This is a genomic window from Bacillus luti (assembly GCF_001884105.1).
GTDB classification, from domain to species: domain Bacteria; phylum Bacillota; class Bacilli; order Bacillales; family Bacillaceae_G; genus Bacillus_A; species Bacillus_A luti.
On the sequence record NZ_MACI01000057.1, the window covers coordinates 177581 to 197042 of the forward strand.

24 protein-coding genes are annotated in these 19462 nt (G+C 34.2%); 14 read left to right on the top strand and 10 right to left on the bottom strand.

Annotated elements, in window-relative coordinates; all coding sequences use genetic code 11:
- The first annotated feature begins 133 nt into the window (after positions 1–133).
- On the top strand, positions 134–1171 hold the full coding sequence (locus BAQ48_RS13425; protein ID WP_116758515.1) for a DUF4003 domain-containing protein: 1038 nt from the start codon (positions 134–136) through the stop codon (positions 1169–1171).
- Positions 1172–1287: 116 nt separating this feature from the next.
- Here the strand turns inward: BAQ48_RS13425 and BAQ48_RS13430 are convergent, their stop codons facing one another.
- Positions 1288–2052, bottom strand: a complete 765-nt coding sequence (locus BAQ48_RS13430; protein ID WP_071711467.1) for a DUF817 domain-containing protein — start codon at positions 2050–2052, stop codon at positions 1288–1290.
- 260 nt (positions 2053–2312) lie between these two features.
- Between BAQ48_RS13430 and BAQ48_RS13435 the strand changes: the two genes are divergently transcribed.
- Positions 2313–2864 (top strand): GNAT family N-acetyltransferase, encoded by a 552-nt coding sequence (locus BAQ48_RS13435; protein ID WP_071711468.1) that lies wholly within the window; start codon positions 2313–2315, stop codon positions 2862–2864.
- A 99-nt stretch (positions 2865–2963) separates the two neighbouring features.
- Positions 2964–3191: a coiled-coil domain-containing protein gene (locus BAQ48_RS13440; RefSeq protein WP_001047304.1), complete on the top strand. Its 228-nt coding sequence runs from the start codon at positions 2964–2966 to the stop codon at positions 3189–3191.
- Between the two features lie 70 nt (positions 3192–3261).
- Here BAQ48_RS13440 and BAQ48_RS13445 read toward each other — a convergent pair whose 3' ends face one another.
- A complete protein-coding gene (locus BAQ48_RS13445) occupies positions 3262–4587 on the bottom strand; it encodes an ArsB/NhaD family transporter (RefSeq protein ID WP_071711469.1) in 1326 nt (441 codons plus the stop codon).
- A gap of 251 nt (positions 4588–4838) precedes the next feature.
- Between BAQ48_RS13445 and BAQ48_RS13450 the strand changes: the two genes are divergently transcribed.
- The gene (locus tag BAQ48_RS13450) at positions 4839–5189 is read left to right on the top strand and encodes a YojF family protein (RefSeq protein WP_000407040.1); all 351 of its coding nucleotides are present in this window, start codon (positions 4839–4841) and stop codon (positions 5187–5189) included.
- A gap of 15 nt (positions 5190–5204) precedes the next feature.
- Entirely contained in the window at positions 5205–5867 is a 663-nt protein-coding gene (gene bshB2 / locus BAQ48_RS13455) for a bacillithiol biosynthesis deacetylase BshB2 (protein WP_071711470.1), read from the top strand.
- A 103-nt stretch (positions 5868–5970) separates the two neighbouring features.
- Here the strand turns inward: bshB2 and BAQ48_RS13460 are convergent, their stop codons facing one another.
- Positions 5971–6399, bottom strand: a complete 429-nt coding sequence (locus BAQ48_RS13460; RefSeq protein WP_071711471.1) for a cytidine deaminase — start codon at positions 6397–6399, stop codon at positions 5971–5973.
- A 105-nt stretch (positions 6400–6504) separates the two neighbouring features.
- On the bottom strand, positions 6505–7056 hold the full coding sequence (locus BAQ48_RS13465; RefSeq protein ID WP_071711472.1) for a DUF5823 family protein: 552 nt from the start codon (positions 7054–7056) through the stop codon (positions 6505–6507).
- A 363-nt stretch (positions 7057–7419) separates the two neighbouring features.
- On the opposite strand from BAQ48_RS13465, the gene BAQ48_RS13470 reads away from it, so the two are divergent.
- Together BAQ48_RS13470 and BAQ48_RS13475 are read left to right on the top strand one after the other, a co-directional pair.
- Positions 7420–8619 carry a multidrug effflux MFS transporter gene (locus BAQ48_RS13470; protein ID WP_071711473.1) on the top strand — a complete coding sequence of 400 codons (1200 nt, stop codon included), beginning with the start codon at positions 7420–7422 and terminating at the stop codon, positions 8617–8619.
- A gap of 578 nt (positions 8620–9197) precedes the next feature.
- Positions 9198–10589 carry an amino acid permease gene (locus BAQ48_RS13475; RefSeq protein ID WP_001284398.1) on the top strand — a complete coding sequence of 464 codons (1392 nt, stop codon included), beginning with the start codon at positions 9198–9200 and terminating at the stop codon, positions 10587–10589.
- Between the two features lie 45 nt (positions 10590–10634).
- On the opposite strand, the gene BAQ48_RS13480 is transcribed toward BAQ48_RS13475, so the two are convergent.
- Positions 10635–11654: a zinc-binding alcohol dehydrogenase family protein gene (locus BAQ48_RS13480; protein WP_071711474.1), complete on the bottom strand. Its 1020-nt coding sequence runs from the start codon at positions 11652–11654 to the stop codon at positions 10635–10637.
- 168 nt (positions 11655–11822) lie between these two features.
- Here BAQ48_RS13480 and BAQ48_RS13485 point away from each other — a divergent pair, with 168 nt between their 5' ends.
- Complete coding sequence (locus BAQ48_RS13485; protein WP_071711475.1) at positions 11823–12032, top strand: hypothetical protein; 210 nt, start codon at positions 11823–11825, stop codon at positions 12030–12032.
- 25 nt (positions 12033–12057) lie between these two features.
- Here BAQ48_RS13485 and BAQ48_RS13490 read toward each other — a convergent pair whose 3' ends face one another.
- The 3 genes from BAQ48_RS13490 to BAQ48_RS13500 form a co-directional block, all read right to left on the bottom strand.
- Positions 12058–12552, bottom strand: a complete 495-nt coding sequence (locus tag BAQ48_RS13490; protein WP_071711476.1) for a hypothetical protein — start codon at positions 12550–12552, stop codon at positions 12058–12060.
- 89 nt (positions 12553–12641) lie between these two features.
- Complete coding sequence (locus BAQ48_RS13495; RefSeq protein ID WP_000965816.1) at positions 12642–13106, bottom strand: DMT family transporter; 465 nt, start codon at positions 13104–13106, stop codon at positions 12642–12644.
- A gap of 13 nt (positions 13107–13119) precedes the next feature.
- Entirely contained in the window at positions 13120–13542 is a 423-nt protein-coding gene (locus BAQ48_RS13500) for a DMT family transporter (RefSeq protein WP_071711477.1), read from the bottom strand.
- A 132-nt stretch (positions 13543–13674) separates the two neighbouring features.
- Between BAQ48_RS13500 and yeiL the strand changes: the two genes are divergently transcribed.
- The 6 genes from yeiL (at position 13675) to BAQ48_RS13530 (ending at position 18030) form a co-directional block, all read left to right on the top strand.
- Positions 13675–14367 (top strand): transcriptional regulator YeiL, encoded by a 693-nt coding sequence (yeiL, locus tag BAQ48_RS13505; RefSeq protein WP_071711478.1) that lies wholly within the window; start codon positions 13675–13677, stop codon positions 14365–14367.
- Between the two features lie 13 nt (positions 14368–14380).
- Entirely contained in the window at positions 14381–14734 is a 354-nt protein-coding gene (locus tag BAQ48_RS13510) for a glyoxalase superfamily protein (RefSeq protein ID WP_071711479.1), read from the top strand.
- 42 nt (positions 14735–14776) lie between these two features.
- Positions 14777–15514, top strand: a complete 738-nt coding sequence (locus tag BAQ48_RS13515) for a metallophosphoesterase family protein (protein WP_071711481.1) — start codon at positions 14777–14779, stop codon at positions 15512–15514.
- A 137-nt stretch (positions 15515–15651) separates the two neighbouring features.
- Complete coding sequence (locus BAQ48_RS13520; RefSeq protein WP_071711482.1) at positions 15652–16695, top strand: flavin-containing monooxygenase; 1044 nt, start codon at positions 15652–15654, stop codon at positions 16693–16695.
- A 392-nt stretch (positions 16696–17087) separates the two neighbouring features.
- Positions 17088–17333, top strand: a complete 246-nt coding sequence (locus BAQ48_RS13525) for an alpha/beta fold hydrolase (RefSeq protein ID WP_242660459.1) — start codon at positions 17088–17090, stop codon at positions 17331–17333.
- A 448-nt stretch (positions 17334–17781) separates the two neighbouring features.
- Positions 17782–18030, top strand: coding sequence for a hypothetical protein (locus BAQ48_RS13530; RefSeq protein ID WP_071711484.1), 249 nt, complete (start codon positions 17782–17784; stop codon positions 18028–18030).
- A 36-nt stretch (positions 18031–18066) separates the two neighbouring features.
- Here BAQ48_RS13530 and BAQ48_RS13535 read toward each other — a convergent pair whose 3' ends face one another.
- Together BAQ48_RS13535 and BAQ48_RS13540 are read right to left on the bottom strand one after the other, a co-directional pair.
- The gene (locus BAQ48_RS13535; RefSeq protein WP_071711486.1) at positions 18067–19104 is read right to left on the bottom strand and encodes a serine hydrolase domain-containing protein; all 1038 of its coding nucleotides are present in this window, start codon (positions 19102–19104) and stop codon (positions 18067–18069) included.
- A 110-nt stretch (positions 19105–19214) separates the two neighbouring features.
- A complete protein-coding gene (locus BAQ48_RS13540) occupies positions 19215–19409 on the bottom strand; it encodes a hypothetical protein (RefSeq protein WP_071711488.1) in 195 nt (64 codons plus the stop codon).
- Between the last annotated feature and the right edge of the window lie 53 nt (positions 19410–19462).

The following is a 19462-nucleotide window of genomic DNA, read 5'->3' on the forward strand; positions in this document are numbered from 1 at the left end:
TTTTGTCTAACTTCTTAAAGGATTTAGGGACTATCATCGTAATGCTGATGAAGAAGGGTAGGGAAGAGATCTATTAGGATAAAGAAATATTCTAATTTTTATGGTGTGATTATTAAATGTGGTATTCCTAAATATGGAATATACGTATAATAAAAGAGAAGAACTAGAAATAGGGGTGAATATTATGATTACATTAGAACAAAAGTTGGAGCAATACACACATACATATGGACAGTTAAAGGGAGAACTAAAATGGAAAACGAGTGATTCTCGAACAGGAATGATGATTGCTGCTATGTATGCAGGTAGTGATAAATTGTTTGATCTCGGACGTTTTTTAGAAATTAGTAGTTATATTAAGAATCAGGTAGGGATGTTTTCATACTTAAAGTCTTATCATCGCTTTGTAGTGGCTGCAACATTAGATATTCACTTTACAGATTACAAGAAAGCTTTCCGAAAATTTTTAGATTTATATGAACAATTGGTCATTGGTGGCTTTAGCAGGAGTATATTTACTTATCTCGCAGCAACTGTGCTTTTAACAGAAGAAAATGAACAGCAGGGCACACACATTCAGCGCTCGATGCAAGTATATAAACGTATGAAAAAGGATCATCTCTTTCTTACAGGTACAAGTGATTATCCGCTCGCGGTTTTACTAGCAGGACAATCAGAGGATGTAGAAACACTTATGGACCGAGTGGAACGTCTTTATCAGAAACTAGCGAAAGCTGGCTTGCGTAAAGGGAATGACCTTCAATTTTTGAGTCATATTCTTTCATTAAAGAAAGATGTCAGGGAAGAAATGTTAGTTGCAAATTGCACAAACATATGGAATTTGTTAAAGCAAGAAAAGGTAAAAGTGAAACAGATGCATTACCCAGCTATTGGGCTACTAGCGTTACTTGAGGATGGAGAAAAAGAGATTCATTCTATTAAAGCATTGATTGAAAAACTGCAAGGGGAGAAATTGTTCCGTTGGCATACCGATGCAAATATTCTTATTGCTATTCAATTGTTCGTAAGTCAAAAAGGTGCGGAAAGTAACGTGAACAACACAGGTTTACAAACTATGATAGAAGTCCTCGTACAAGCACAACAGGCAGCTATGATGGCAACGATTGCCGCTTCATCTGCAGCAACTTCTTCTGCTAGTAGTGGTTCATAATGTGTGACTGCTTATGCTCTTGTAAATTATAACTCCTTTGATAAGGACGGTTAAAAAAACAGTTAGCCCATTACTCTCTAATGAGTGGTGGGCTAACTGTTTTTACATAATCAGCGTTACCTTTTCGACTCCTTCAAATATTTGAGCTGTGTAACAATCATAATGCTAATAACAACGAGTAAAAACCATGAGCTAATTTTGCTTAAGTGAACGAGATTCCACGCTTCCCGTTGATTTGGATATTGCCATGCTCCGAAAAATGTGGCGATATTCTCTGCAATCCAAATGAAGAAACCAATAAGAAAAAAGGAGAGAACGAGAGGCATTTTATACGTAACGCCTTGTAATGAAAATTCTACAAATGTCCGAAAGAAAACGATGAATAAAAGTAAAGTTAATACCCATCTAAAGTCATATAGAAAATGATGTGTAAAAAAATTAAAGTAAATCATAGCGCCTAACGGTATGGCAAACATAGCTTTCGGCCAATGACACATTTGCAAATGCAATCTTCTCCATGCTTGGCATATGTAACTTGCGACACTCGCATACATAAAACCGCTGTAAAGTGGAACTCCGAACACTTTTGAATATGCCTCTTCAGGATAACTCCATGAACCGAAATGTACTTTATATATTTCTAGTAAAAGGCCGATGAGGTGGAAGACAGTAATTACTTTTAATTCGTCTTTCGTCTCAAGTCCAGTCTTGTACATAATCCACTGCATAAGAAGACATACGATGAGTATGAAATCATAGCGATATAACCCTGGGATAGAAATGATTTTTGAAAGGGCTAGTGTTAAGAAAATAACGACTGGGAATAAGCAAGATAATGCTTGTTCGTAAGTAAAGTAGAGTAGTTGTTTTACATAAAACATATTTTCACCTTCTGTGAGTTCTTGTTTTGATTGAATAGTCTGAAGAATAATTAAGTATACTATAGTACTAAATAATAGAAAACAATAATTGGTTTGTTTGAAAAAATAAAAAACTGTAAAATGAAGTTAATTCAATGTAGAGGAGTTGTGCCAATGTCAGCGCTTATTGTAAGTATCCCGTTTATAGAGCAGTTTATGGAAGTAGGGGATAAATAGGCTAGAATAAGTATCCCCGTTATTTAATAAAGGGGGAGTTTGAAATGACAATGAATCTTTTTCAAAATAAAGCTATTACATTATCAGCTATTAGAGAAACGGATGCGAAAGTAATGGTTACGTGGCAAGAGGATAGTGAATATTTAAGAAATATAGATACAGATTTGGCATTCCCGCAATCGTTACATGAAATAGCGAGTGACAGACTATTAAGGGGACGGAAATCGAATAGTGTTTCTTTCATGTTGAGGACAGTTCAAGATGAGCGTTTAATTGGTTTTGTTGCAATTCATGGCATAGAGTGGAATAACAGAACAGGGTTATTAGCAATTGGTATAGGAGATGTAAATGATAGGGGAAAAGGATATGGGAAGGAAGCAATACAACTTATTTTAAAGTATGCCTTCTATGAAATGAATTTACACCGTGTTGGCCTTGATGTCATTTCGTATAATAAAGCAGCCATTGCATTGTATAAAAAAATGGGTTTTCAGATGGAAGGTTGTATGAGAGAAGCAGTTCAAAGAGATGGAAAGTGTTTTGATCGTATCATTATGGGCATATTGCGAGATGAATGGATTATGCTACAAGATTAGAAAGTACATTCAATATTATACATGTAATATGCAGGAGATATAATATTAATTGGCGAATTTTTACAGTGTATTGATTGCATTTATAAGGAGTTATGTGAGATGAACTTAGAAAAAGCAAAACCAGTAAATGAAGAGGTCGCTGAATTAAAAGAACTAATTAAAGAATTGCATGGAAGTGTACACCAACTTCAAAGTGAAGTACAGCAACTAAGGCACGAAAGACCAGTTGTTGAAGTGAGAAAAGGTGTTCAATTATCACCAACAATTGTTGGACAAATTGGTGGTATGATTTTAGGTGGTTTAGCAATTATAGGGATATTTTGGTGATAAAAAAGGTTTGCAGCATCATGCTGCAAACCTTTTTTATTTGACGATATAATTTCATGCAATACAACTTTTACATTAAATAACGTAAATAAATGTAAGCATGTGATAATAATAAAGCGATGATCGTTAATGGTAAGCCAATTTTTAAGAAGTCCATATAAGAGAATCCATGTCCTTCACGTTTTGCAATACCAGCAACGACTACGTTTGCGGATGCACCGATTAATGTTCCGTTTCCTCCTAAGCAAGCTCCAAGTGATAACGCCCACCATAGTACTTCGATTTGCGGAGAATCAACAGATAGTCCGAGTCCTGTAGCTAAATCTTGAATAAGTGGTATCATTGTCGCGACAAATGGGATGTTGTCAATTGTCGCAGATGCGATGCCGGATACCCATAGGATAAGTATCGCAGCGAAACCGATGTCGCCATTTGTTACTTCAAGTACTTGTTGTGCAAGAGAAGAAATGAGTCCGATATCAATTAACCCGCCAACGAGAACGAATAGTCCGGCGAAGAAGAAAATGGTTACCCATTCAACGTGGGCGAATACATCTTCAATATCATGTTCTTTCACGCCGATTAACATAAGAAGTGTAGCACCTGTCATCGCGATAACCGCAGCGTCTACATGAATAATAGAATGAAGTACAAAGCCTAAAATAGTTAGTCCTAAAATCGTAATCGATTTTAAAAGGAGACTTCGATCTTTAATATATTCTTTTTCATTTAATGCCATTAACAATTTAATTTGTTCAGGCGTTGTTTTTAGTTTGTTGCGATACATGAAGTAAATAATGCCAAGTGTTACGATAGAAATAATAATTACGATTGGAGCTAAGTTAAGTAAAAAGGCATTAAAATCTAAATGCTTATTTGCTGATCCAATCATAATGTTAGGTGGATCACCGATTAATGTTGCTGTTCCGCCTATATTTGAAAATAGTACTTCTGAAATCAAATAAGGAACAGGATTTACTTTTAAAATACGTGTAATGGACAGTGTAACAGGTACGATTAATAAGACGGTTGTTACGTTGTCCAAAAATGCAGAACCGACAGCAGTTAATAGGGAGAGTAATAATAAAATGCGAATCGGTTTTCCGCCAGCTGCTTTTGCCGCTTTAATGGCTACAAATTCAAAAACGCCTGATTGACTCGTAATATGTACGAGAATCATCATCCCGATTAAAAGGGTAATCGTTTCCCATTGAATATGTGATGTGAAAGCGGTATGTAAATCTACAACTCCAAAAATAACCATAATAGCAGCACCGAATAGTGCGATTACAGCACGATTCAATTTCTCAGAAATAATAAATCCGTACGTGACTAAAAATACGGCAATTGCAAAATAATATTGCCAATTTGCTACTTCATGTGCTGATTGTTCCAATCGTGTCACCTTCTTTAAAGTATGTATTCAATTGTAAACATGCATCCCTCTGCATAATTTATATTGTAGCAAATTCAAAAAAGAAAGAAAACTATTTAACAAAGTGAAGGAAAAAATGTGTTTTTTACATATGATATAAAAAAATAAAGAAACACAGTGCAAATTATTAGGAAAAGTGAGAGTTGTCCTCTAATATAGAGATAGCAATTTACATTATTTTTGCGTAAAATGGTTTAAAGAGGTGAATTCCGATGGAAATAGTAAAAGATAGTTCTCTTATTCAAAATGAAATTGAACGTTTTGTAAATAAAGATGTATATATTCATTTAGAAACGACGAACGGAGCGTATGCGTCACACTTTAATGAAAAGATGATGACAGTTGGAGCATTCATTCGAAATGCGATTATTCGCTTTGAACGCGGGAAGATTACTGGAACAAACCCATACCGAGTTGGTCTAAAGATGGATCATGGTTGGGTATATGCAGAAGGTATTACGCACTGGGAAGTAGACGGTCAAGAGCGTTTATTACTAGCAGGGCACGATAATCAAGGTCGCTTAGCGGTAGCGCTTGAGTTAAGCTTAACGCCATTTAAGTAAGAAGGAGGGAAACTTATGGAGAGACATGTACTTGTTGTATTTCCGCATCCAGATGATGAAGCATTTGCTGCGGGAGGAACAATTCGCTTATTAACAAATCAAGGAGTACCTGTAACGTATGCGTGCGGTACTCTAGGACAAATGGGACGTAACATGGGTAAGAACGTATTCGCTAACCGTGAAACGATTCCAAATATCCGTGAGAGAGAATTAAAAGATGCGTGTGAAGCGATGGGAATCAAAGATTTAAGAATGCTTGGTTTCCATGATAAAACGTTAGAATTTGAAGATGTTGATTTCGTTGCAGATAAAATTGAAGCAATCATTCAAGAAGTAAATCCATCTCGAATTATTACATTTTATCCAGAGCACGGCGTACATCCAGATCATGATGCATTTGGCCGCGCTGTAGTTCGCGCCGTATCACGTATGTCAAAAGAAGAACGTCCAGTTATTCATGCGGTTGCAATTACGAAAAATCGCGAAGCTGTACTAGGTGAGCCGGATGTTGTAAATAATATTAGTGAAGTATTCGAGCATAAATTAGCTGCACTAGGTGCACATCGTTCGCAAACAGAAGCGATGCTTGAAGAAACGCATGCAAAAATAAAGAATAAAGATGCAGCAACACTAAAATGGTTGCAACTTGAACAATTTTGGACTTATAAATGGGAGTAGGCTAGAAGATTTCCTTCTAGTAGCTCTTACATAGAAAAAGCACCGTCACTTGTAACGGTGCTTTTTTCTTTATTCTCCTTCTATTTGCAAGCAACCTTCACTTTTATCTCGTACTCCATTCTTTTACGAATTCATCATGGTATGCTTCGCTCCAATGGTATGGTTGCAATTCTTTTAATGGTTTGAAAATAATATCTTGTTTAGAATTTGTAATAGCGCATAGTACTTCTGGTCCCCAATAAAATAAACGTTCTTGGCATACACCACAAGGTGATAATACTTTTAACTCAGAATGCTCATTTTCTCTTGCAAGACAAATGGAATGTGTAACTTTCTTATGAAATTTATGTGCTTCTAAAATAGCACCTGTTTCCATACAAAGTTCTGTTGAAGCATTGATTACGTCTGGGGCAACACTTGTAAAAATGGATCCATCTTCTACACGAATTGCTGCAGCTCCGCCCCAACCATGTGGGTATCTTTGGTCAATTAAACTTTTCACTGCATCATATAATTGTTGTTCAATGCTCAATTGTATTTCCTCATTTCTACGTGATTTTTGATTTAATGACTGTTATTTCTTATTAATACCGATAAAAAAGAATAGACACCCAATTTCAAACTATGAATGCAAGAATTATTCTTCATCTGCATACTTTTCCTCTAAGGCAATTAATAGAGGAATTGATATAGTTACAAGAATGATTAAAGTGGTTATAAAAGATTTAGAAAGAGAAAAAGAACCTTCGATTAAAGGTGATAAAAACTTGAATGAAAGTATACTTGTTATTAAGGAAACTACTAAAAAGCTAAAAAGAGACACATTTTTATTTTTGATAGATGTTTCTATAAAATCTTTAAGACAGCTTATGACGACAAATATAGTTAATATAATAAGAGAAATAAAATAATGTGTTACATTTGTCATACTAATAGTAGAATCGTCTATTATGTAAGCAAGTAACTTAGATACTAACATACCGCCAAACAAGAGAATGATAAAAGCGAGTAATTCTGTTGACATATAAGTGCTGAAATTAACTTTCTTTTTAAAGAGTTTATAGCTTAGAGTAGCCTGGATTATTTGCAGGGTAAATAGAGCGATAATCCACACATAATAGATAATTGGTAATTCTCCTGAGAATAGAGAGATTAGGAAATTTAGTACTGTCTTTAAAATTTCAATCATTACGAAAGGCCTCCTGTTTATAAGCTTGCAATATTAAAATATACTAGTCTATCGTTTAATAATTAAATTTGCGAATTTAAACTATTTCTAATTATTCCGTAAAAAGGTAATTTTATCAAGTTATCTTTTTAACGAATCCTCCAAGGCCGGGCACTAGAAAAAGAAACACAATATGTAATATAATTGAAAAAGTATATTTAAAAATCGATGTTAATATTACCCTCCTATAAGTATTAACATACGTAATTGAGGTGTTTTCTTTGTTGTTTTATGATCGAATTTCTATAATGGCCCCTCCTGTTCCGTAGCTTAGGAAAGTCTTTTTATTTCTGAGATTTTCAAAGTTATAGGAGGGTATGAAAAATGAAAAAAGTCTCAGTACCATCACTTTTGTTAATGATCATTCTTGTAGCATTTCCGCAAATTAGTGAAACGATTTACACACCGTCTTTACCTGACATTTCAAAAGCGCTACATGTAAGTAATAATGAGGTACAGTTAACGCTTAGTGTGTATTTTGCTGGATTTGCTTTAGGTGTATTTTTTATTGGATGGTTATCAGATATAATTGGTCGTCGCCCAGCAATGTTATTTGGAATTGTTATATATGGCGTTGGGAGTTTCTTATGCTTTATTGCAAATTCCATTGAGGTTTTATTGGTAAGTCGTTTTATTCAAGCGTTTGGAGCAAGTGCTGGCTCTGTTGTGACACAAACGATTCTTCGTGAAAGTGTAGAAGGGCATAAGCGGCATATTATGTTTGCTCAAATCTCGGCAGTCATTGCTTTTACACCAGCGATAGGACCGTTAATTGGTGGCTTTCTTGATCAAATGTTTGGATTTAAAATCGTATTTTTAAGTTTAGTAGTAATGAGCGTCGGGATTTTTCTGTATACGTTTGTTTCTCTTCCAGAAACAAAAACGGACTCAGTAACGAATAAAATAAATGTGTTTTCAGTATTGAAGAGGTTAATTACAAATCCGAAAGTAGTAACATATGGGCTATTAATTGGAGGAGCAAATGGTGTTTTATTTAGCTATTATGCAGAAGCACCGTTTATCTTTATTGAATACTTTCAGTTATCGCCAAGTATGTATGGATTTCTAGGAATTGTTGTTGCGTCTGCTTCTATTATTGGAGCGAAAGTTTCAAAACGATTGCTTGCCACCTATAAACCAGAGAAGATTATATATATCGGTTGTCTTGTAATGACAGGGGGAGCTATTCTTTTGTCTGTTATTACGTTTGTTGGATCAAATCCGAATGTAATATATATGATTGTATTTTTAATAGCGATGTTTATATTGCTATTAGGAATTGGGGTGGCGTTACCTAACTGTTTAAGTTTAGCATTAGTAGATTTTCAAGATGTCATTGGTACAGCTGGAGCATTGTTTAGCTTAGGCTACTATGTAATTGTAACGATGACAATTTTGGGGATGAGCCAGTTGCATACGGGTTCGTTACTGGTGATGCCACTTTATTTTCTGGTTATAGTAGTTATCATGATGGTGTTTACTAAAATGTTTATTTTAGGTAAACAAGCTTCAAAAATGATTTAAGTATGAAATGGTAAAAGGGTCTCATTAAAAATGAGACTCTTTTATATTTTATCCCGCTGTTTTGAGGTAGTAAGATTCCTACCTCAAATTGGGATGGACTAAAGAAGTTAGTAATTTATTAGTATATTAAATTTCTGATTGGTATATGAATTGGACGTGTGGGGAATTACGTTATTAACTATAAAGATTAAAGTACATGAGATGTGAAACCGAGGAAGAAATACTTTCCTCGGTTATTTATATTGTAATAATATTCATACCGGAATCATATTGAATAGATGTATTTTATTGTTAATTTAGTTAAAAATTAATCAGACTTATGTATAATAATTTATTGAAAAAATAATTGAATTTTTCAGATTAATGAATTAATATAAGGTAAGTAATTTTAAGATTTATAGAATATTGGAAGATGAAAGGTTTTGGGGATTTTATAAGAAGCAAAAAAACGATTTTAGGATAGCTTTAAAGCTAGTGTAAAATGACGTTTGCTTCATCATTTTCAGGGCCGAAAGGAATTAGGGGAAAGCATCTTACTTAAAAATGCGGCTATGAATCATCTAAGAGGGGGAAGTGAAGTGGCAAACAAAGAATTGAAAAGAGGTTTAGAAGCACGTCATATTCAAATGATTGCTTTAGGCGGAACAATTGGTGTTGGTTTGTTTATGGGGTCAGCTAGCACAATTAAATGGACAGGTCCGTCAGTAATGCTTGCTTATGCAATTGCAGGTATTTTTATCTTCTTCATCATGCGTGCCATGGGAGAAATGTTGTATATGGAGCCAAGTACAGGCTCATTTGCGACGTTCGGTCATAAGTATATTCACCCGTTAGCTGGTTATATGACAGCTTGGAGTAACTGGTTCCAGTGGGTTATCGTTGGGATGTCAGAGATTATCGCAGTTGGGGCATATATGAAGTATTGGTTCCCAGATCTACCAGCTTGGATACCAGGTGTTATCGCAATGGTTATTCTTGGTGCAGCTAACTTAATTTCTGTTAAGTCATTTGGTGAATTTGAATTTTGGTTTGCGATGATTAAAATCGTTACGATTCTATTAATGATTATTGCGGGATTTGGTCTTATTTTCTTCGGAATTGGTAACGGCGGAGAAGCGATTGGAATATCAAATCTTTGGGCAAATGGCGGTTTCTTTACAGGTGGTTTTTCAGGATTCTTCTTTGCGTTATCACTTGTAGTTGGAGCATATCAAGGTGTGGAATTAATCGGGATTACTGCTGGTGAAGCGAAGGATCCGAAGAAGACACTTACAAGAGCGATTCAAAGTACAATTTGGCGTATTTTAATTTTCTACATCGGTGCGATTTTCGTTATTGTAACTGTGTATCCGTGGGATCAATTAAGTACAATTGGTAGTCCGTTTGTAGCAACTTTTGCGAAGGTTGGTATTACGGCTGCTGCAGGACTTATTAACTTCGTTGTGATTACAGCGGCAATGTCTGGTTGTAATAGTGGTATTTATAGTGCGGGTCGTATGCTTTATACGTTAGGTGTAAATGGACAAGCACCGAAATATTTCACGAAACTTTCTGGAAATGGTGTACCTTTATTTGGTACAGTTGGCGTAATTATCGGTTTAGCGGTTGGTGTTGTATTAAGTTATATTGCACCGAAAAACTTATTCGTATATGTATATAGTGCGAGCGTACTTCCTGGTATGGTACCATGGTTCGTCATTTTAATAAGTCAAATTAATTTTAGAAAAGAAAAAGGGGCAGAGATGAAAGATCATCCGTTCAAAATGCCATTTGCTCCTGTTACAAACTATTTAACAATTGCCTTTTTAATTATGGTATTAATCGGAATGTGGTTTAACGATGATACGCGCATTTCACTAGTTGTAGGTATTGTTTTCTTAGCTATCGTAACAATTAGTTTCTATGCTTTCGGAATAGGGAAGCGAGCTCCGTTAGACGTTAAAAATAATCAAGAGATTTCAAGTAAATAAAGATGAAAAAAGTCCGATTACCTATTTAGGAATCGGACTTTTTTATTAAAATTTTTCTAATACAATCTTCCCAATTGTACGTCCACCTTCAAGTAATGCATGCGCCTTTCTAAGGTTTTCTGCATTTATCGGTGTTAGCGTATCGTTTAAAGTTGTATGAAGGATACCTTCATCTAACAACTCACTCACTTTGTTTAATAATTCGTGCTGCGTAATCATATCGCCAGTTTCATACATTGCTTTTGTAAACATAAATTCCCAAACGAATGTAGCACTTTTACTCTTTAAAATTCCCATTTCAAGAGGGTGTTCATTTTCTACAATAGAGCAAATTTTACCTTGTGGCTTAATGAGGTCACATATTGCTTGCCAATGTTGATCTGTGTTGTTTAAGCAGAAAATATAATCTACATCCTTTAGACCAAACTCTACGATTTGATCTTTTAAAGGTTGGTGATGGTTAATGATATAATCGACACCGAATTTTTCAACCCAGTGTATCGTTTCGGTGCGGGATGCAGTTGCGATTACATTCAGTCCAGCCCACTTTGCTAATTGAATTGCAATTGAACCTACTCCACCAGCTCCGCCGATAATTAAAATGTTTTTAAATGAGTTCGTATCTTTTTTAGTATAATCAATGCCTAAACGCTCGAATAAACCTTCCCATGCGGTAATAGCTGTTAAAGGGATTGCTGCAGATTCAGCATCACTTAACGTTTTTGGTTTTTTACCAACGATTCTTTCGTCAACTAGGTGATATTCACTATATGTACCTTGTCTCGTAATACTTCCAGCGTAAAATACTTCTTCGCCTTCTTTAAATAGGGTACAATTTTCGCCCGTTTGCACGACAACACCACTAGCATCCCAGCCGAGTATTTTCGCTACATCTTCTTTTTTATCTTTTGGAGAGCGAACTTTTGTATCAACTGGATTAACGGAAATGGCATTAATCTTAACGAGTATATCTCTTCCTGTAGCAACAGGTCTTTCAACTTCCACATCAATTAAACTGGTTTCTTCTTCAATAGGTAAGTATTCATATAAACCAATTGCTTTCATTTCTATTCCCTCCATTAAAGTAAGAGTCGTTTTCTCTTTTATTATAGGGGGGAACGATTGGTATGTAAAAAAGTACACTCAAATTATTTTCATGAACTCGGGAAATATTTTAAATATTAAGTATATATGGTATATTTTAGGTAGAAAACATTGCGAGGTGAATGGCTAATGACGATGCAGTTAAGAAGAAGCGACTATTTTATAGTAACGGGAATTATTATTATGTATCTTTTCATCGGTCATGTATTGAATATTGATATTTTAAAACTTATGACGATTCATAAAGATGGTTTTAGCGTTAGTTTCTTAGGGATTGCTATATGTTATATTTCGATTGCTTTCGCATATTTTACGATTAGGAAATTGAAAAAGTCATGAGCTCACTTGCTCATGACTTTTTTATTTAAATAATTTTTTTAAATAAGTTATAAACTTTTTTGGAACTGTCTTCATTTAATTGATAGTACGTAAGGTTTACATCATCAGGAGTATCTTGCTGAGCAATCATCACTTCGCTACTGTGGTGATCAACTACCCATATGAAATATTTTTTATAAGTTCCATCCTCGAAAGTAATCCACATGTCACAATCTATTAAATCTGATCCTTCTTCATCTAATGTTAATTTTCCTTTTTTTGCGGTATCCATACTGTTAATAAACGTTTTTAATTCATCTGTTTTTGTGAGAAAGATATCCTTTTTTGTTTTAATTGACTCGACATGTATATCTTTTATTTCCTGTTTTCCTAAAAAGACAGGGGGCTCATTTGGATCTCGCGAGCTTGAAATGATAGTCACTTTCTTTTTTTGTTTGTTTGCAGTATAGAGATCTTGAATAGATTTTCCAGAGTTTACGAACCATATGATTCCACAAATAATCAATGTGCTACCAAGCAATAAAATGATTTTCTTAATAGAATATTCTCCTCTCTATTACTTCGTATGAAGAGCTTTTCTATTAATATATGATAGGTAAGCGTAAAGTATTATAGTTGAACGTGGTTATGCTTCACAGTTTTTATTGGGCGATCTATGAGTAAATTGTAAGTTAGCCCAATTAATACGAGAATGCCACCGATAATTTTGCCGATCGAGAGTTCGTTTGATAGAAAGAAATCGATGATGGTCCCCGCAAATAATTGTCCGATAAAGATGAGTAACGTTAAATAAAATGCTGATATTTTGGGAGTAATATAGTTTGATAATGAAATGACGATAACGCCTACTAATCCGCCAAAGTATACAGCGATAGGGATAGATTGCAACGTATGGATAGGAATATAAAATGAGTCTGAACTGAAAATTAAAAATAACGTAGAGAAAAATAATCCAGTAATATAATTGAAAAAGGTACCTTCCCAATTTCCGATTTCCTTTGCTAAATTCGCGTTAATAATTCTAGCAACAACAATAGAAACACCAGCTAAAATAGCGATAGTAATATATAACATTTTCTTGCCTCCATTAATAAATTGTCATGACTATAATTCCAGAAGAGATGAAACATAATCCAATTAGTTTTTTCTGTTCAAACTTTGCAACTTTCATTCCTAATAAACCGAAATGATCAATAACAATTGAAGCAATAGATTGACCGAGTAAGCTTAATGCGATCGTAATAGAGGCACCAAGAGCGGAGAAACTGATGTTGTTAAAAAGAACGGTGAATACTCCAATCGCTCCAGCGCTATATAAAAAAAGTGGAATACTTTTATCGAAATGGATTTTATTTTTGTTTATGATTAAAACGAAAATAACTGCAATTAAACCGACAAGGTGAATCACAACACTCGCTGTATACTTGCCAATTAACTCAGATAAAATCCCATTCAATGGAAGCATAACGGCGATGAGCACACCAATAAAGACAGAAAGAAAGTTAAACACTGTAATATCCCCTTTATATTTCGTATTTGTAATGACTGTATCATGCTGAAATTGTGTATTACTATGACATATGTCATAGTGGAAGAAGAAAATTTTGTATACAATGGGTTGAGTTGTAAAGGTGGGGGAAGTATGAAGAAAGTATGTAACAAAAATAAATTAGCAGCGTATATGAAACAAAATAATATTGATTCATTTTTTAGTAATGATATGAAACCATATATGGAACTTATATTTTTTAAAAAGAATGAGTTTATTTGTAGAGAAAATGAAGAGATAGATTATTTATATTTTTTTGTGGAAGGAAAAGCGAAAGCGTTTAATACATTAAGTAACGGAAAATCCGTATTATTATGCTTTTATGATAGTTTGCAGTTACTAGGAGATGTAGAATTAATACACTCCCAAAAGACTGCTTCCAATGTGCAAGTGATGGCAGATTCATATTGTGTTGGTTTGCCTTTAGGAAAAGTGAGAAATCGACTATTTCATGATGCGAAATTTTTACGATGTATTTGCGGTTCGTTAGCACATAAATTAAATCGACTTTCTAAAAATAGTACCATTAATTTACTGTACCCACTTGAAAATCGACTTGCGAGCTACATGTTAGCAGCAGGGGAACGAGCGGTGCAGCACGGAAATAGAATTGTATTTAGTGGGAATTTAACGGAAATAGCTGAATTGTTAGGAACGAGTTATCGGCATTTATTACGTACATTAAATATTTTTTGTGATAAAGAGATAATAAAGAAGAACGATGGATGCTTTGAAGTAGTAAATGTAGATGTTTTGAGAGAGTTGGCGGCAGATGTTTATAAATAGGGGGAGAGTATAAATGATAACACCTATATTTAGAATTTTTGATATTGAAAAAGCAAAGCTATTTTACTTAGATTTTTTAGGATTTAAATTGGATTGGGAACATCGGTATGAGGAAAATATGCCATTATATATGCAAATCTCGTTACATGATGCTGTGATGCATTTATCAGAGCATCATGGTGATGCTTCGCCAGGCGGTGCGATTCGGGTTAAAATAGATAATGTAAGGGAGTATCATGCTGTATTATTAAGTAAAGAATATGCTTACTCAAAGCCTGATATAGAAAAAAAACCTTGGGGTACAATTGAATTAACTGTGATTGATCCATTTTCAAATAGAATTACATTTTATGAGGAGCGGGTTTAGAAATCGAGATGTCATAAATAATTTATCAAAGTAGGTGTTACAATGAATAGGAAAATAGCGATAATTTCAGATGTTCATGGGAATAGTCATGCTTTAAAATCTGTATTAAAAGATATTGCACGTCGTAAGGCCGAAATGATAATAAATTTAGGGGATAGCGTGTATGGGCCGTTAGATCCTTTAGGGACAATTGAAATATTAATGAAGAACGAGATGATACATATTAAGGGAAACTGTGATCGCATGCTTTGGGAATCTATACAAGAGCAGTCTGCTACATTAACTTTTGTCCAAAAACAATTAACAAAAGATCATATAAATTGGTTACAACAACATCCTTCACAATTTATTGTAGACGATATGTTATGTTGTCATGGTACGCCAACTTCAGATGAAGTGTATTTGTTAGAAGAGATGAATGAAAATGGTGCGTTATTAAAGAATGGAAAAAATATAATGAACCAACTCCAAAATATTGAGCAAAAAATAATAGTATGCGGTCATACTCATATTCCTAGAGTTGTTTATTTACCTAACGGAAAGATTATTATAAATCCAGGGAGTGTAGGACTTCCGGCATACAAAGATGAGTTACCTGTTATGCATAAAATGGAATCAGGAACTCCGTATGCAAAATATGTAGTGATAGAAGAGGTTTTGGGAGAATGGATAATTGAACAAATTTCAGTTCCTTATAATTGGGAAGAAGCTGCTGAATTGGCTGTTCAACGAGAAAGGTATGACTGGGCACAGGCGCTAAAGACTGGGAAGATAGAATGAAGGGGAGTTTACTTTATGGTAAACTGCTCTTTTTTATTTTGAGTAGATATTGAATTATATAAAAATAAAATGTTATGATTACGGAAACGTATGAATATATGAACAAATATTCATATATAAAAGGAGGAGGGATTAGAATGAAAGACCTAATTATTATTGGAGCAGGTCAAGCTGGATTAACAATGGGATACTACTTGAAGCAAGAAGGATATAATTTTTTACTACTTGAGGCAGGAAACCGAGTTGGTGATTCATGGAGAAACAGATATGATTCTTTACAGCTCTTTACACCGAGGGAATATAGTAGTTTACCAGGTATGATATTAAAAGGAGAAGGAAATGGATTTCCACATAAAGATGAAATTGCAATGTATTTAGAAGAATATGCACAGTATTTTCAACTACCGGTACAATTGCAAACGAAAGTTTTAAAAATAAGGAAGGAGGAAGAAATATTTGAATTACACACTCCTACAGAAGTTTTACAATCGAAAAAGGTTATTATCGCATCAGGTGGTTTTCAGCAACCGTACATCCCCTCATTTTCACAACATCTTTCATCGCATGTTTATCAAATACATTCATCACAATATAAATCACCATCACAAATTCCTAAGGGAAAAGTACTAGTAGTAGGTGGCGGGAACTCAGGAATGCAAATTGCAGTAGAACTTGCAAAAACTCATGAAGTTACAATGGCTACCAGTCATCCGTTAACATTTTTACCGTTACATTTATTTGGTAAAAGTATTTTTAATAGATTAGAAAAAATAGGTTTATTGTACGCTGAAATAAATACAAAGAGGGGGAAGTGGTTTCAAAAGAGAAAGGACCCCATTTTTGGATTTGAAGGTAAGGAACTCATTCGTAATGGAGCAATACAACTGCAAGAAAAAGTAGTAAGTGCATCAGAAAATAAAATAATGTTTCAGAATGGTGAGACATATAGTGCAGATAGTATTATATGGTCAACTGGTTTTGTTTCAGAGTATAACTGGATTGAAATAGAAAAGGCAGTAAATAAGAATGGATTTCCTAATCATATAAAGGGAATTAGTTCCGTAAGTGGATTATATTATCTCGGTTTGCCGTGGCAATCTCAAAGAGGTTCTGCACTTATTTGTGGTGTAGAAAAAGATGCAGTGTATTTACTTTCTGAAATCAAAAAAATAGATCAGTAGCAGCAACTACTGATCATCCATATGTACATGAATTAGGAGAGGTCAAACATTTATTAACTTTATTATAATAGATTTTCATTAGAATAAAAACTGAAAATTCTCATTTTTTATTGAGAAAGTTTTTTTGTATCGAAATATAAAAAATTAAGCATTTATCATTTTTAAAAGGATTCTTTTTGTAAAATACTTGTTTTGAGCGAAAAATAAGAAGATACATCCCTCTTCAAAATTTATGTATAGGGGTTTACTACATTTATCTCAAATTTTTCGATGATTTTAGCCGTATCTTCATTGGATTCCTTCATACCAGATTCAATCCACCTAATATTCGTTCCTTATATAGTTTTGTTACATTACTGGAAACTATTACGGGGACACAGTGGGCAGAACAAGTGCCTGTAGAAATTCCTATTTATAACATTGCCGGAGATCAAGATGCAATCGGTCAATATGGGGAAGGTGTTTATGCAGTTTCTAATTGGTTACTAGAAACTGGGCATAAGGTAGAAACAAAGATATATTCCGGATATAGGCATGAAATGCATAACTATCGGGATATTCGCGATGAAGTGGAAGATGGAATCATTGATTTTCTGAATGTAGCATTGAATGATAAAAGGCATGAAATTAAGCGATAATTATTATTAAGGACAAGATTTTGAGTGCGTTATATATAATTCGATAAATAAAACCAGCTGAATGAGCTGGTTTTATTTATCCCGCTTTAATGGGCAGTAAGACCCCCACCTCAAAATTCAGCGAAAGCAAAGAAGTTAGGTGGGGGATCAACTGCCCATAAAAGTCCGATTGGTTCAACTAATAATCAGTGGGGGATGAAGAAAACCCCCACTGATTAAAGTTTCACTTTATTAGACAATACTCTTTTATTCCAGTTAATTATTCAATACTCGATTTGAAATCTTACTTACACATATTTTTATAGAAGATAGAGTAGGATGAAAACAAGTAGAGGTGGTAGTTAAAAGAATAAAAATAAGATAGTTATATTTTGGTAATTTGTGATATAGTCTATATAAGAATTATTTCCAAAACATTACGATTTGGAAGCAGAAAGGGGAAGCGATTGTGAAGTTTGATGATCAACGCTTACTAGGAATCCGATTAGGTTCTGTACTTGTAACAGATGAAAATCAATATTTAGTAATTAAGAAAAAAGATCATTATGCACTATTAAATATACATAATTTAGAATGCACTCATGTTGAAGTGCAGCTAGAACATATTGAAGAATTGTTGCGGGAAGATTTCCAAGAAAGTATAACGGAGATTATCACGCCGGAACATATAAAAATTGTTGCGAAAAATGTTATATAGAGAAAGAAGCTGGAAGGAACAGCTTCTTTCTTTTCGTTATAAGGATAATGTTTTTAAAACATCACCAATAATCCCTTCCATTTGATGAACACCTAAATCAGCGTTCGTCATTATAACCGCACCATTACCTCGGTATGGATAGCATACCATCATACATTGAAATCCAACGCCCCATCCAAGGGAATAAATTTGGAAGTCCTCATCCGAATCATCTAGAAAAACACCTAGTCCAGTCCATTTTGAACAGCCTTGAGGAGAAATCATATCTTGAACTGCTTCTTGAGAAAGTTTTAGTTTGCCCTTTCCTTTTAAGGAATGAATAATTTCAAGTACTAAAGCTGATAAGTCTGATGGTGTTGTCCAGATGCCTGAAGTAGCTGCGAATGGGTAAAATGGATACTTCTCATTTGTGACGGTACCATCTTTGTTATGTCCGTAAGCGAAGATCTCCATTTTATTTATATCTTCAGGAGAGAATACCGTACTATTCTTTAGTTGGAGTGGCTGAAAGATATATTCTTCAAGTAAAAGGGTGAATGGTTTTCCAGTTATATCTTCAAGTAGCAGTTCGATAATACAAAAGTTCGCATCAGAGTAGTGAAATTCACTTGCGGGTTTATAAGTTATTTCTATCGGTACGGGGCAATATGATGTTTTACCGGCAAGGAGTTCAGACATGTTTGGTCGCCCTTGTGCAAGTGTATAATGTTCAAAACTATTAGGAGGATCAATGATTCCAGATTGGTGACTTAATACATTTCGTAACGTGACTTTTTTCTGTGAAGTAAATAGGTTAGTAGGAATATTCCAAGATGTGAGTCTATCATTTACGTCTTCGTCTAAATGCACGATTTCTTGATCTGATAACGTTAGTACGAGCATTGTAGTGATGAACTTGCTAATAGAACAAGAATTGAAGATAGAATCCGTAGTGACAGTTTTAGTTGTTCCAAATTCAAGTGTCCCGAAGGCAGTCACTTCGTCTAGTTTGCCATCACGTACAACGGCAAGGCTTAAACCTGCAACGGAATATTGGTTCATTTTCTCATATATAGTGTTACTTTTTAAGTTCATAGTGACTCCTTTCTTCTAAAAGACAGAATATTAGTTCTATTATACAGTAGTTAATAGAGAGAATGAGAGAAAAAGAAAAAACTTCATCTTTTATTGATGAAGTTTTTTAGTTAATTCGAAATAAGTGCTTTTAAAAATTTATCACGGTACATGTACATAAGCCATGTAGCTGTTATAAAGGAAATGATGATGTCTTTGTTTTTTATTGGCGCACTGAAAACAAGCCAGCCAACGATATCAAATAATAAATGTAGTGCAATTGAAAGAATTACAAATAGTAGTAATGTCTTCGAAAATCTTTTCATGAAGTATCCTCCTTATATAAAAGGTCTTATTAACAATGTTGTATATTACTATT

Excerpts from the sequence above, each read along its gene's own strand:
- BAQ48_RS13425 (WP_116758515.1), top strand. The coding sequence starts at position 134 with ATGGAATATACGTATAATAAAAGAGAAGAACTAGAAATAGGGGTGAAT.
- BAQ48_RS13435 (WP_071711468.1), top strand. The coding sequence starts at position 2,313 with ATGACAATGAATCTTTTTCAAAATAAAGCTATTACATTATCAGCTATT.
- yeiL (WP_071711478.1), top strand. The coding sequence starts at position 13,675 with ATGAAGAAAGTATGTAACAAAAATAAATTAGCAGCGTATATGAAACAA.
- BAQ48_RS13440 (WP_001047304.1), top strand. The coding sequence starts at position 2,964 with ATGAACTTAGAAAAAGCAAAACCAGTAAATGAAGAGGTCGCTGAATTA.
- BAQ48_RS13495 (WP_000965816.1), bottom strand. The coding sequence starts at position 13,106 with ATGTTATATATTACTATCGCTATTTTAGCTGGTGTTTCTATTGTTGTT.
- BAQ48_RS13535 (WP_071711486.1), bottom strand. The coding sequence starts at position 19,104 with ATGAACTTAAAAAGTAACACTATATATGAGAAAATGAACCAATATTCC.
- BAQ48_RS13520 (WP_071711482.1), top strand. The coding sequence starts at position 15,652 with ATGAAAGACCTAATTATTATTGGAGCAGGTCAAGCTGGATTAACAATG.
- BAQ48_RS13450 (WP_000407040.1), top strand. The coding sequence starts at position 4,839 with ATGGAAATAGTAAAAGATAGTTCTCTTATTCAAAATGAAATTGAACGT.
- BAQ48_RS13485 (WP_071711475.1), top strand. The coding sequence starts at position 11,823 with ATGACGATGCAGTTAAGAAGAAGCGACTATTTTATAGTAACGGGAATT.
- BAQ48_RS13510 (WP_071711479.1), top strand. The coding sequence starts at position 14,381 with ATGATAACACCTATATTTAGAATTTTTGATATTGAAAAAGCAAAGCTA.
- BAQ48_RS13540 (WP_071711488.1), bottom strand. The coding sequence starts at position 19,409 with ATGAAAAGATTTTCGAAGACATTACTACTATTTGTAATTCTTTCAATT.
- bshB2 (WP_071711470.1), top strand. The coding sequence starts at position 5,205 with ATGGAGAGACATGTACTTGTTGTATTTCCGCATCCAGATGATGAAGCA.
- BAQ48_RS13470 (WP_071711473.1), top strand. The coding sequence starts at position 7,420 with ATGAAAAAAGTCTCAGTACCATCACTTTTGTTAATGATCATTCTTGTA.
- BAQ48_RS13515 (WP_071711481.1), top strand. The coding sequence starts at position 14,777 with ATGAATAGGAAAATAGCGATAATTTCAGATGTTCATGGGAATAGTCAT.
- BAQ48_RS13430 (WP_071711467.1), bottom strand. The coding sequence starts at position 2,052 with ATGTTTTATGTAAAACAACTACTCTACTTTACTTACGAACAAGCATTA.
- BAQ48_RS13480 (WP_071711474.1), bottom strand. The coding sequence starts at position 11,654 with ATGAAAGCAATTGGTTTATATGAATACTTACCTATTGAAGAAGAAACC.
- BAQ48_RS13465 (WP_071711472.1), bottom strand. The coding sequence starts at position 7,056 with ATGATTGAAATTTTAAAGACAGTACTAAATTTCCTAATCTCTCTATTC.